This is a genomic window from Streptomyces sp. NPDC059003 (genome assembly GCF_042740445.1).
Lineage (GTDB): Bacteria > Actinomycetota > Actinomycetes > Streptomycetales > Streptomycetaceae > Streptomyces.
Map to the genome: position 1 here is coordinate 1 of NZ_JBHYJH010000220.1, position 12,248 is coordinate 12,248.

The 12,248-nt window shown below is 73.8% G+C and carries 8 protein-coding genes; 3 read left to right on the top strand and 5 right to left on the bottom strand.

The genetic code is table 11. From position 1 onward, the window contains the following. Positions 1-84 precede the first annotated feature (84 nt). Positions 85-501 carry a DUF4307 domain-containing protein gene (locus ACFWZ5_RS40755; protein WP_384803046.1) on the bottom strand — a complete coding sequence of 139 codons (417 nt, stop codon included), beginning with the start codon at positions 499-501 and terminating at the stop codon, positions 85-87. A gap of 117 nt (positions 502-618) precedes the next feature. On the opposite strand from ACFWZ5_RS40755, the gene mca reads away from it, so the two are divergent. Together mca and ACFWZ5_RS40765 are read left to right on the top strand one after the other, a co-directional pair. Beyond that, complete coding sequence (mca, locus tag ACFWZ5_RS40760) at positions 619-1,491, top strand: mycothiol conjugate amidase Mca (protein ID WP_384803049.1); 873 nt, start codon at positions 619-621, stop codon at positions 1,489-1,491. 12 nt (positions 1,492-1,503) lie between these two features. Beyond that, on the top strand, positions 1,504-1,770 hold the full coding sequence (locus tag ACFWZ5_RS40765) for a hypothetical protein (RefSeq protein WP_384803052.1): 267 nt from the start codon (positions 1,504-1,506) through the stop codon (positions 1,768-1,770). A 133-nt stretch (positions 1,771-1,903) separates the two neighbouring features. On the opposite strand, the gene ACFWZ5_RS40770 is transcribed toward ACFWZ5_RS40765, so the two are convergent. The 4 genes from ACFWZ5_RS40770 to ACFWZ5_RS40785 are packed head-to-tail and all read right to left on the bottom strand — an operon-like array spanning position 1,904 to position 9,913. Next, positions 1,904-2,881: a hypothetical protein gene (locus ACFWZ5_RS40770; protein ID WP_384803055.1), complete on the bottom strand. Its 978-nt coding sequence runs from the start codon at positions 2,879-2,881 to the stop codon at positions 1,904-1,906. A gap of 29 nt (positions 2,882-2,910) precedes the next feature. Further along, on the bottom strand, positions 2,911-4,206 hold the full coding sequence (locus ACFWZ5_RS40775; protein WP_384803058.1) for a CHAT domain-containing protein: 1,296 nt from the start codon (positions 4,204-4,206) through the stop codon (positions 2,911-2,913). A 5-nt stretch (positions 4,207-4,211) separates the two neighbouring features. After that, positions 4,212-6,599, bottom strand: coding sequence for a tetratricopeptide repeat protein (locus tag ACFWZ5_RS40780; protein ID WP_384803061.1), 2,388 nt, complete (start codon positions 6,597-6,599; stop codon positions 4,212-4,214). Positions 6,600-6,652: 53 nt separating this feature from the next. Next, positions 6,653-9,913 (bottom strand): tetratricopeptide repeat protein, encoded by a 3,261-nt coding sequence (locus ACFWZ5_RS40785; protein ID WP_384803064.1) that lies wholly within the window; start codon positions 9,911-9,913, stop codon positions 6,653-6,655. Between the two features lie 197 nt (positions 9,914-10,110). On the opposite strand from ACFWZ5_RS40785, the gene ACFWZ5_RS40790 reads away from it, so the two are divergent. After that, positions 10,111-12,132, top strand: coding sequence for a thioredoxin domain-containing protein (locus ACFWZ5_RS40790; RefSeq protein WP_384803067.1), 2,022 nt, complete (start codon positions 10,111-10,113; stop codon positions 12,130-12,132). Positions 12,133-12,248 lie beyond the last annotated feature (116 nt).

Consider the following 12,248-nt stretch of genomic DNA (forward strand, 5'->3'; position numbering starts at 1 on the left):
CCCCCGCTCATCGCCGCTCCGCGGCTCGTCCTCAAGCGCCGGACGGGCTAGTACCAGCCCGTCCGGCGCTTGAGAGGTCAAGAGTCAGTCCTTGTGGCAGCCGACCAGTTCCGCGCTCGTCGGCTTCTCCGTCGTGCGGAGGGTGACGGACTTGTCGACGCGGGACTCGTTCTCGTCGAAGCGGAAGTCCGCGCGGCCGACCTCGGCGCCGCTCTCGGCCTGGGCGCGCACGGTGCAGTAGCCGTTCGCGTCGGCGTCCTTGCGCACTTCCAGGTGGATTTTGACGCTCTTGTCCGAGGGGTCGAACGTGATGATCGTGCCGCTGATCTTCGACCCGGCGATGGAGTCGTATCCGAACCAGCCGACGACGACGAGGACGCAGACGCCCAGGACCGCGCCCAGGATCTTCAGCTTGCGGTCGGCGCGCTCGTCGGCCGAGCGCGAGCGGCCGTAGCGGCCCTCGGGAAGCCGCTTGATGTCGCCGCCGCTCACCGCGGTCATGATCGTCCTCCAGGGGAGTGGGGATGCCGGAATTTTCCGCCCCCCGGTTCCGTCACTATAGAAGCCGCCCATTGCACTGGATGACCGAGGGCGCCCCAATTCACCGAGGATCGAGTCTTGACTGAGCAGCTGCGACTGATGGCCGTGCACGCCCACCCTGACGACGAGTCGAGCAAGGGCGCGGCCACCATGGCCAAGTACGTGTCCGAAGGGGTGGACGTGCTCGTCGTGACCTGCACGGGCGGCGAGCGCGGCGACATTCTCAACCCCAAGCTCCAGGGTGACGCCTACATCCAGGAGCACATCCACGAGGTGCGCAAGAAGGAGATGGACGAGGCGCGCGAGATCCTCGGCGTCAAGCAGGAGTGGCTGGGCTTCGTGGACTCCGGTCTGCCGGAGGGCGACCCGCTGCCGCCGCTGCCGGAGGGCTGCTTCGCGCTCGAGGACGTGGACAAGGCGGCCGGAGAGCTGGTCAAGCAGATCCGCTCGTTCCGCCCCCAGGTGATCACCACGTACGACGAGAACGGCGGCTATCCGCACCCCGACCACATCATGACCCACAAGATCTCGATGGTGGCCTTCGAGGGCGCGGCGGACGCGGAGAAGTACCCGGAGAGCGAGTTCGGCCCGGTCTTCACGCCGCAGAAGCTCTACTACAACCAGGGCTTCAACCGGCCGCGCACCGAAGCGCTGCACCAGGCCATGCTCGACCGCGGCCTGGAGTCGCCGTACGGGGAGTGGCTGAAGCGCTGGGACGAGTTCGAGCGGGTCGAGCGCACGCTGACCACGCACGTTCCGTGTGCCGACTTCTACGAGATCCGTGACAAGGCCCTGATCGCGCACGCCACGCAGATCGACCCCGACGGCGGCTGGTTCCGGGTGCCCATGGAGATCCAGAAGGAGGTCTGGCCCACGGAGGAGTACGAGCTCGCGAAGTCCCTCGTCGATACGTCGCTCCCGGAGGACGACCTCTTTGCGGGTATCCGGTAGGCCTGAGGGACAATGCCAGACATGAGCGCAAGCGTGAGTCTGGCAGTGACGCACCTCGTCCCCCTCGCGGAAGAGGTGGACAAGAACAAGGTGACCCCTGGGGTTCTCGGGTTCATCGTCTTCGCGGTGATGGCCCTCGCGGTGTGGCGCCTGATGAAGTCGATGAACCGCCACATGGGGAAGGTCGACTTCAAGGAGGCGCCGGATCCGCGGGGTCCGCGGGGCGCGGAATCCGACGGGGCCGTGGGTTCCGTGGACGCCGAGGTCAAGCGGAGCTAGGCGCTCCGCGGGCGCCGTGGTTCGTTGGCTGCGGGCGTTGCGGGTTCTTTGCTGCGGGCGCGTTGGGGCTGGTCGCGCAGTTCCCCGCGCCCCTTCGGGGCGCTACAGCCCCCGCTACAGTCATCGAGCCCCGTTACCGCGAGTGGTCCGCCAGTGACAGCAATAGGTGGGCCGACTCCGGGCGCAGGTGGTCCGAGTGGGCGCCGGCCGGGCCGTGGCCGTGTACGAAGACCCGGCCCGCGTCGACGCTGACGAAGCGGTGGTCCAGGGCGTCGTGCGGATAGGCGTCGTCCGGGTCCCGCATGCGGATGCCGGACACCGGCGCGGGCGCGGTGCCGATCCCCGCGTACCCGATGCCCGCGCGCTTCTCCGCGCGCAGGTGCCAGAACCCGGTGGCCCGGTCGGCCCCTGAGTACGTGGCGACGACCGGGCCGCGCAGCGGTGCCCCCGCGAGCGCGGTGAACGTCACGGCGAAGGCGTCGCGCGGCGCCGCCATCTGCAGCAGCAGCATCGAGTCCACGGTGAACGGCCGCCCCGGCGGCGCGGGCACGCTCCAGCCGAGGGTGCCGCCGGGCTCCCCGGCCGCCCACTGCACCGCCTCGCACAGCAGGCGGCAGCCGAAGGAGTGCCCGACGAGGTGCAGATACGCCCCGCCGCGGCTCGCCAGGACCGGCGCCGCGCGCGGGTCGTCCCGGTGGGCGTCCAGATAGCCGAGCAGCTGCCCGATGACGCTCGCCGCGTGCCCTTCGGCGCCCATGGCGTGCGCACGGTCCCGGATGCGGCGGTAGCCGCCGAGGGACGGCCAGGAGCGCGACGGCCAGCGGACGAGGACGGGCCACGGCGCGAAGTCCCGGAGGCGCGGATAGAGGTCCTTCCGGCGCGCGTGCTGGCGCGCCACGAGGCCCAGCAGGGTGGCGAGCGCGTTCCGGGACGACTGCGGCGACGTCTGCCAGCCATGGACGTACACGACGATGTCCGTCGCCCACGGCGGCGGGGTGAGCCGCGCCGCGAAGTGGTCGCGGAGGCCGGGCGGCGGCACCGGGCGCGGCCCGGACCGCGTGGGCCGCAGCGGCCACCCCGACTCGTCGAGATCGATGGTCGTGATCGGCAACGGCCCTTCTCCATGGGTGGGTTCGCGGGTCACGCGGTGCGCCTCAGGCGGCTGTCCATGCCGCTGTGCAGGGCGTACGCGAAGCCCAGCGGGTTGCGGCAGGTGTCGGCGAAGTGCCGGGCCAGGTCGTGGGCGATGGCGCCCGCGGTCTCCTCGCCCGCCAGATAGCGGGTGACGAAGGCCAGCGCGTACTCGGCGGCGAACCGCTGCGGCATCTCGACCTGCGGCCCGAGGATCCCTGAGGCCCCCGCGTCGAACAGGGCCCGGCCCAGGTACGCCAGGTCCGCGTTGCCGGGCAGCCCCGCGTAGCAGGCGTTGAGCAGCACGAACGGCCGGAACGGCACGCAGGCGTGCGCGGGCGGGCGGTGGGCGCGCAGCAGATAGCCGTCGATGGGCAGCTGGTCGCTCAACTTCAGGACGAGGTAGGGGGGTTCGTCGATGCTCGGAGTGAAGCTGCCGTGGCACCAGAAGTACATCAGCTGCTCGTCGAGGGTGCGGTCCCGCAGGGCGCGCTCCAGTTCGGCGCGGGTGGTGCGCTCCACGAAGGCGGAGCCCGCGGCGAGCGCGGCGGCGACGTCGGCGGCCCGGGTGGCGCCTTCCGCGTCGATGCCGATGTCGTGGTTCAGGCTGACGGCGGGGGCGTCGCGGGGAGGCGGCTCGCGGTCGTCGGCGAGCTGTGCGTAGGCGCTGCCGCCGGTCTGCTCGATCTGGTGCCGGTAGCCGAGGAAGCGGCCGAGCACCTCCTCGAGGGGCTGGGCGTCCGGCGCGTCCGCGGGGGCCGGGAGGCAGAGCATCGGCCACGGCAGGAACAGGTCGGAGTGGAAGCGGACCCGCAGCGGTGCGTCGCTGTCCAGCGCGTTGGCCAGGAACCCGCGGAACAGCTTCAGCTCCCCGCCCTCGCCCCCGAGCAGCACGTCGAAGAGCAGCTGGGCGCCGTCCAGGGCGAGCCGGCCGAGCGCGGCGCGCAGCTCGGCCTCGGGCTCGTCGGTGAGGTCGACGCGGTCGGTGTACGGCTGCCCCGTGCCGCGCGGACGGCCGTGGGCGTCGACCGGTCGCAGCGACACGAACTCGTCGTTCCACACCTGCCGGAGCCGCGCGGCGGCGCGCCGCACCTCGCCCGGCCGCACGTTCAGGGTCACCTCGTGCTCGTGCCCGCTGATCGACGGCACCGCGGGCCCGTACATCCGCGCCCGTACGCACTCGTCGTCGCGGCGCGCGTCGAAGCCGACGACGAGGTCGGGGTGGCGGACGACGTCGTGGCGGGGGAGGCGGGTGAAGCCGTGGCTGGGGTCCTGGAGGATCCGGGTCGGGAGCTCGTGGGCCATGGCGGTCAGGCCCTCCGGGCGGCTTCGGGCGACCTGGTGGTCCGCGGGCCGTCGTCGCCCTCGACGACGTCGATGTACGCCTCGACCTCCTGGAGGACGGTCGCCGTGTCGTAGTGCTCGACGGTGAACAGGAGCCGGTGGCGCCCGGACCGGTGCGGGGTGAACAGGAACTCGGCGGCGTCCGCAGCGCGGGCGGACGGCCTGAGGGTCACGGCGTGGGCGGGCTCGACGTCGGCGCGGGTGAGCGGGGCCGCGCGCACGGTGAGCCAGGGGAGGTCGGCGGCGCCCGCCCAGGCGTGGTCGGGGCCCGGCTCGACGCGCAGGGCGACGCGAGCGGCGGTGCCGGCCAGGGAGCGGTCGTCGAGGAGGGTCACGCGGACGCGGGAGCGGGCGGCGGGGAAGAGGGCGCCCGCGTCGAAGAACGTGCCCGGCTCGGGGATGGTGAGGCGGGCGGTGAGGGGGATGGGGGAGGAGGGGTGGGGTGCGGGGGAGTCGAGGGTCTGGTGCCGGGAGGTGGCCCAGTGCGCGCCGGAGGTGTCGTCGAGGGTCTCGAACGCGATCCGGGCCGTGGTGTAGAGCTGGTCCAGGTCGTCGGACCCGAGTGCGCGGCCCTGCCGCCGCCGCACCTCCGCCAGCTCCAGGGTGCCCCAGGCGGCGCCATGGGGGCAGGGGACCCGGAGGAAGGTGGACGTCGCGGACCGGAGTCGGACGTCGGCCCCGTCGAGCCGTGAGCGCGCCCGGTCGGCCGAGGACAGCAGGGCCCGGTAGTGCCGTGCCCACGCGGTCCCCAGGGCGTCGGGGATCTCCAGGAAGGACTGTTCCGCGTCGCGGATCAGCTCGGCGGCCGCCGCGGGGTGGCCGGACTCGGCATGGGTGAGGGCCAGATACAGCAGGGTCCAGGCCTTGCCCCGCTCGTCCCGGTTCGAAAGGTGCAGCTTGAGCGCCGTGTCGAACCCGCGCACCGCCTCCGCGTGATCGCCGTGCAGCAGCCGCACCTTGCCGAGCTCGGTCTCCGACCACGCCTGGCCCCGGCACTCGCCGAGGCCGACGAACATGTGCCGGGCGTGCTCCAGATGCTTGCGCGCCTCCTCCAGATCGCCGCGCAGCAGCCGCAGCCGTCCGTAGTGGTGGACCGCCCAGGCCTCCCCGCACGCGTCCCCGCGCACCTGGTGCGTCTCCACGGCGCTGCGCAACAGCCGGTCCACGCCCCGGAGCTGCCCCTGGTCGCACAGGATCGCGGCGCGGGTGTGCAGGACCCAGCCGTTCGGTACGTCACCGGACGCGATGTCGAGCATGTCGGCGGTGTCGGCCAGCGAGCCCGCGTGGTGCAGGGAGACCGCCAGTTCGAGCGCGGCCCGGCGGGTGCCGAGGTGCGCCAGTGCCTCGGCGGCGTCCAGCGGGCCGCCGGTGTCCCTGACGGTGACGGCCGCGATGACTATCACGGGCTCCCAGCTCCCGGTGGCGTGCCAGAGGGTCTGCTTCAGGCGCAGAAGCTTGAACAGGCCGGTCCTGCCGGTGAAGTGGGGCTCAAGGCGTTCGAGCAGTTCCATGGCTCTGGGCCACGCGGAGCCCAGGAGGCGGCCCGCCAGATCGACGCAGGCGTCACCGGTGTCCCGTGGGTCCACCACGCCGTCGAGCACGGCGTTGGCCAGGATCTCGTCCAGGGGCGGCCCGTCCTCCGCGTGACGGGTCCGGTACGGCCGGAACCCGTCGTGCCGCGTCTGCTGGAGCAGCTCGCCGGCGCGCAGTTCCAGGAAGGCCTCCAGCAACTGCTTGCGGGAGGTGCGGCCGTACGCGCCGAGGGCCACCGCCACCGCCGCGTTGACCTCGTCGCCCCGCCACTCTTCGAGCGCGTCCAGCAGGGCCGAGGCCAGCGGGCCGACGGTCCCGGGGCGGACGGCCGGCGCTCCGCGCCCGGGTTCGGACGTCACGAGGATCCGGGAACCCGTAGCGAAGAGCCAGTCGGACATGTGCTCCACGTCGATGTCGGGTGCCCCTGCGGGCGCGCAGTCGAGCACCACCAGGAACCGGCGCTGCGCGAGGACTTCGCGGCACACATCCCGGAGCACATCGGCCAGCCGGTCCGGCTCGGCCAGCGGCATCTCGTACAGACGAGCCAGCGACGTCACGTCCGGCAGCGCCGCAAGGATCCGCAGGAGCACGAACTCCGGCGCCAGGTCGGCCCGCCCCACCGGCACCCACCGCACGATGAACTTCCCCGCCGCGAGCCGCGCGAGCCGGACCGCGAAAGAACGGGACCGGGCGCCGTGCAGCTCAAGGAACGGGGAACCCGCGTCGGACTCGATGAACGCGCGCAGCTCGGGCGGCAGCCCGCCCCCGATGAGGGGCCACCCCGGCAGTTCGGGATCGTCAGGCAGCCAGTCCTCGCCCATCGGCACCCTCCCCCCGCGGCCCGCGGCCTCGTCGACTCCCCACTATCCCCGCCTCATTGAGGCGCCGACACCGAAACCCCCATGATCTCCCGGGCGTGCCGGTTCGGCGTCATCCCGAGCCGCCACGCCTGCCAGCCCGCGTCCAGCTCGGCGCCCCGCTCCAGGAACAGCGCGTACGCGTCCACGTACTCGTCGAGCTTGCCGTCCCGCAACGGATGCTTCGTACGGGTGAGTTGGGCGAGCTCCTCCTGGGCGACGGCGACGCCGATCTCCCAGCCGCCGGGGGACGCGTACGGCAGGAGCGAGGCGCGCAGGAAGTGGGCCCAGTCCTCGCCGCGCCGGTCGCCGTAGGAGGCGTAGAGGGAGATGGCCTCGTCGCAGAGGGACAGCGCGGCCTGCGTGCGGCCGTTGCCCGCGTCGACGACCGCGAGCTCCAGGCACGTCCACGCCTCGCCGTGCGCGACGCCGATGCGCTGGAAGTCGGCGCGCGCGTCCATCAGGAGCTGCCGGGCGAAGCCGGAGTTGCGCAGGGAGCCGGTCTGCGCGGCCCGCTGGTCGCGGGTGACGCGGGCGGAGTGGTGGCGGGCGCAGGCCAGGCCGTAGACGTCCCGCATGCGCGAGAACATGGTGCGGGACCGCTCCAGGTCGCGCACGGCCTGGTCCAGGTCACCGGCCTCCTCCAGGGCCTGGCCCAGGTAGTACAGGGACCAGGCCTCGCCGCGCGCGTCCTCGTTGTCGCGGTGCCGCGAGACCGCCTGGCGCAGGCCGTCGACGGCCGGTGCCGGGTCACCGGCGACCAGGCGGGCCCGCGCCAGCTGGGTGAGGGCCCACGCCTCGCCGCGGGCGTCACGGGTGCGGCCGTACAGGTCGAGGGCGCGGCGCAGCTCGGTCTCCGCGCGCGGTACGTCGCCCATGCGCAGGCAGACCTGGCCGAGCTGGAAGTGCGCCCAGGCCTCGCCGTGCACGGACTCGCTGTCGCGGTGCAGGGTCAGGGCGGTGGTCAGCATGTCCTGGGCCTCGGAGAGCCGGGAGCGGTCGCGTTCGACGGCGGCGAGGGCGTGCAGGGTCCACGCGCGGTCGCCCGCGAGCTCGTCGGCGACCTGGAGGTCGAGGGCCTCGCGCAGGCGGGCCGCGGCCTCGGTGAGGTTGCCCTGGTGGTGCAGGGTGATGCCGAGGGAGCCGAGCGCGCGGGCGGCCCCCGCGTCCTGGTGCGCCGCGAAGTACAGGTCGACGACGGACGACAGCGTCGAGCGCGCCTGGTCGAGCTCGCCGAGGTGGCGGGCCGCGATGCCGGTGCGCCACTTCACGCTGCGCCCGAGCAGGCCCTGGTCCACGGACTGCGCCAGCTCGCTGATCTCGCCCAGGCGGTAGAGGTCGCCGCGCAGCAGGCAGTAGTCGCACAGCGCGCCGAGCAGGTCGAGCACGGCCTGCTGGTCGACGCCCTCGGCGTGCCGCAGCGCCGCCGTGATGAAGCTGGACTCGTCGTCGAGCCAGCGCAGGGCGGCGTCGAGGGAGGTGAAGCCGTGCTGCCCGAAGCGGTCGGCGCGCGTGGACGTCTTGCCGTCGACGAGGCGGATCACCGAGTCGGCGAGCTCGCCGTAGCTGACGATGAGACGTTCCTGCGCGGCGCTGCGCTCACCGGGCTCCTCCTCGTCGGCGAGGCGGGCCTGGGCGAAGGAGCGCACCAGGTCGTGCAGGCGGTAGCGGCTGCCGCGCACGTGGTCGACGAGGCCCGCGCGGGACAGGGCGGTCAGCTGCCGGGTCGCCTCCTGCTCGTCGGTGGCGAGCAGCGCGGCCGCCGCGGCCGCGCCCAGCGAGGCGCGCCCGGCCAGCGCGAGCCGCCGCAGCAGGCGGCGCGCGGGCTCGGGCTGGTCGGTGTAGCGCAGCCACAGGGCCCGCTCCACCGGCTCGACGGGCCCGTACGCGGCGAGGTCGGCGGTGAGCTGCTCGGGCGTGCGCGGCCCGAGCGCCGAGCCCGCGGCGCGCAGCGCGAGCGGCAGGCCCCCGCACAGGTCCCGGAGCCGGTCGAGGGACTGCGCGTCGTACGGCTCCGGCAGGTCCTCGGCGGCCTGCCGGATGAGCTGTTCGGCGCCCGCCGTGTCCAGGGCCTCCACCGGCAGGTGGTGCACCCACGCGGGCAGGTCGGCCGGCAGGTCGAGGGGCTTGCGGGTGGTGACGAGGACGAGGCTGTCGGAGCGCTCCGGCACGAGCGTGCGGACCTGCTCGGCGTCGCTCGCGTCGTCGAGCACGACCACCACCTCCAGGCCCGTCAGATGCTGGTGGTACAGCTCGCTGAGCCGCCTGACCTGCTGCTCCGGCGTGGCCCGCTCCCGGAAGAGCAGCTGCTCGCGGGGCGCGCCCAGGCGGTTGAGCAGATGCAGCAGGGCGTCCCGCGTCGACAGCGGCGGCGTGTCGGGGCTCTCGCCCCGCAGGTCCACCAGGCACGCCCCGCGGAACTGGTCGCGCAGATCGTGCACGGCCCGCACCGCGAGCGCCGAACGGCCCGACCCGGACGCGCCGTGCAGCATCACGACCGTCGGCTTCGTCTGGGTGCTCGCGCGCGCCGCGTGCACCCACTGCGCGATCCGGCCGAGCTCGGCCCGGCGCCCCGCGAACTCCCCTTCCGGCTCCGGAAGCTGCTTGAAGGACTGCTCCAGGACGGTACGCCGTCGCGCCGCCGCGCTCTTGTCGGTGCCGCGCAGCTGCGGCGCGGCCGCCTTCTGCCCACCGAGTCCGCCGAGTCCGCCGCGCCCGCCGCGCCCCGACCGGCCGCCGACCCCGCCGCCGGACGCGGCGGTGAGCACCCGCTGCTGGTCGAGGAACGGCCGGATGCCGCGCACCTCCAGGGCCGTCAGCCACGCGAGCCGCAGCTGCTCGGGCCCGCCGGGCTGGCTGACGGCGCCCGCGTGCCGGTGCGCGGCCGGCACGTGCGCCGCCGTCACCTTCAGGACGGTCGCGGCCAGGCCCGCCACCGCGACGGCACCGCCCGCGCCGAGCGCCGTGCCGCCGTCCGTGCCGAGCACCAGGTCCGCCACGCACGCGGCGACCGCGGCGACCGCCGCGACGAGCAGGGGAGTCCCGGCCGCCTCCTTCGCGTACCGCTGGCCGAACGTCAGCTGCCCGGCCGCCGCCTCGTCCAGGGCCCGCGTGTACGCCTCGTACTCCTCCGCGGCCGTCCGTTCCATGGCGTCCAAGGAGCCGCGGGCCCGCGAGAGCAGCACGCTCCCGTCGGTGCGTCCGCCGGTGCGCCGGACCTCTTCCTCGACGGCCCGTGCCAACAGCCGCTCGGCTTCGGCCCGATGGCTGTCCCGCATGTGGTCCCCCTCCGAGAGCGACACGTCTGCCCGTACGACTTGCCCGTACGACGTCCGGGTACGTGCCCACGTACCCCCGCTGTGCACGTGTCCCCATACCCGAAGTGACCTCTTGCATGTACGTGTCAGTGTCCTGCGTACGCGCGGTCGGCGCGAGCAGATCGGCGCGGCGGGCACGGGTGCGCGAGGATGGCCCCATGCCGAACCGACTGGCCCACGAGACGTCCCCCTACCTCCTCCAGCACGCCGACAACCCCGTCGACTGGTGGCCGTGGTCGGCCGACGCGTTCGCCGCCGCCCGCGAGCGCGGCGTTCCCGTCCTGCTGTCCGTCGGATATGCGAGCTGCCACTGGTGTCATGTGATGGCCCACGAGTCCTTCGAGGACGAGGCGACCGCCGCCCTGATGAACGAGCACTTCGTGAACATCAAGGTGGACCGCGAGGAGCGCCCCGACGTGGACGCCGTCTACATGGAGGCCGTCCAGGCCGCGACCGGCCAGGGCGGCTGGCCCATGACGGTCTTCCTGACGGCCGACGCGGAGCCGTTCTACTTCGGCACCTACTTCCCGCCGGAGCCGCGCCACGGCATGCCGTCCTTCCGGCAGGTCCTCGACGGCGTCCACAAGGCGTGGACGGACCGGCACGACGAGGTCACCGAGGTCGCCGCGAAGATCACCCGCGATCTGGCGGAGCGTCAACTGGCGTACGGGGACGACCAGCGGCCCGGCGCCGACGACCTCACCAAGGCGCTGCTCGGGCTCACCCGGGACTACGACGCGACCCACGGCGGCTTCGGCGGCGCCCCCAAGTTCCCGCCGTCCATGGTCATCGAGTTCCTGCTGCGCCAGTACGCCCGCACCGGCTCCGAGGGCGCCCTGCAGATGGCCGCCGACACCTGCGAGCGCATGGCGCGCGGCGGCATCTACGACCAGCTCGGCGGCGGCTTCGCCCGCTACTCCGTCGACCGGCAGTGGGTGGTGCCGCACTTCGAGAAGATGCTGTACGACAACGCGCTGCTGTGCCGTGCGTACGCCCACCTGTGGCGGGCGACAGGCTCCGACTTGGCGCGGCGGGTCGCGTTGGAGACGGCCGACTTCATGGTCGGTGAACTGCGCACCGCCGAGGGCGGGTTCGCCTCCGCGCTCGACGCGGACAGCGCGGACGCCTCGGGTGCCGTGAAGGAGGGCGCGTACTACGTCTGGACGCCCGCCCAGCTGCGCGACGTCCTGGGCGAGGCCGACGCCGGGCTCGCCGCCGCGTACTACGGCGTGACCGACGAGGGCACCTTCGAGGAGGGCGCGTCCGTCCTCCAACTCCCGCAGAGCGACGGCTTCGTGGCCGACGCCGACCGCGTCGCCTCCGTCCGGGAACGGCTGCTCGCCGCCCGCGCCGAGCGGCCCGCGCCCGGCCGCGACGACAAGGTCGTCGCCGCGTGGAACGGGCTCGCGATCGCCGCGCTCGCCGAGACCGGCGCCTACTTCGAACGGCCCGACCTGGTCGCCGCCGCCGTCGGCGCCGCCGATCTGCTCGTCCGCGTCCATCTGGACGACCGGGCGCGGCTCGCCCGCACCTCCAAGGACGGCCACGTGGGCGCCAACGCCGGAGTCCTCGAGGACTACGCGGACGTCGCCGAGGGCTTCCTGACGCTCGCGTCCGTGACCGGGGAAGGCGTGTGGCTGGACTTCGCGGGCCTGCTCCTCGACCACGTCCTCGTGCAGTTCGTCGACGAGGAGAGCGGCAACCTGTACGACACCGCCGCCGACGGGGAGCGGCTCATCCGGCGGCCCCAGGACCCGACGGACAACGCGGCGCCGTCCGGGTGGACCGCGGCGGCCGGGGCGCTGTTGGCGTACGCGGCGCACACCGGTGCCGGGCCGCACCGGCGTGCCGCCGAGCGGGCCCTCGGCGTCGTCAAGGCTCTCGCGCCGCGGGCGCCGCGGTTCATCGGGCATGGGCTTGCCGTTGCGGAGGCCGCGCTTGACGGTCCCCGTGAGGTGGCGGTGGTCGGTGAGGTGGGTGGGCCGCTGCATCGGGTGGCGCTCCTGGCCACGGCTCCCGGTGCCGTGGTCGCCGTCGGGCCCGGCGACGGGGAGCTTCCGCTGCTCGCGGGGCGGTCGGCGGTGGACGGCCGCGAAGCGGCGTACGTGTGCCGTGGCTTCGTCTGCGACCGCCCCACGACGGACCCGGCCGACCTGGCCGCGACCCTGACCCACCCGTAACAGTCCACCAGGGTCCGATCTCTCCCCACCCACCCGCCCTTCCCCGGCTCCGCCGCTCGGCTGGGGCTTCGCCCCTTTCCCCCTTTGTCGCCGCTCCGCGGCTCGTCCTCAAACGC

Coding starts and splice junctions, on each gene's coding strand:
- ACFWZ5_RS40790 (WP_384803067.1), top strand. CDS start 10,111: ATGCCGAACCGACTGGCCCACGAGACGTCCCCCTACCTCCTCCAGCAC.
- ACFWZ5_RS40765 (WP_384803052.1), top strand. CDS start 1,504: ATGCCAGACATGAGCGCAAGCGTGAGTCTGGCAGTGACGCACCTCGTC.
- ACFWZ5_RS40780 (WP_384803061.1), bottom strand. CDS start 6,599: ATGGGCGAGGACTGGCTGCCTGACGATCCCGAACTGCCGGGGTGGCCC.
- ACFWZ5_RS40785 (WP_384803064.1), bottom strand. CDS start 9,913: ATGCGGGACAGCCATCGGGCCGAAGCCGAGCGGCTGTTGGCACGGGCC.
- ACFWZ5_RS40775 (WP_384803058.1), bottom strand. CDS start 4,206: ATGGCCCACGAGCTCCCGACCCGGATCCTCCAGGACCCCAGCCACGGC.
- ACFWZ5_RS40755 (WP_384803046.1), bottom strand. CDS start 501: ATGACCGCGGTGAGCGGCGGCGACATCAAGCGGCTTCCCGAGGGCCGC.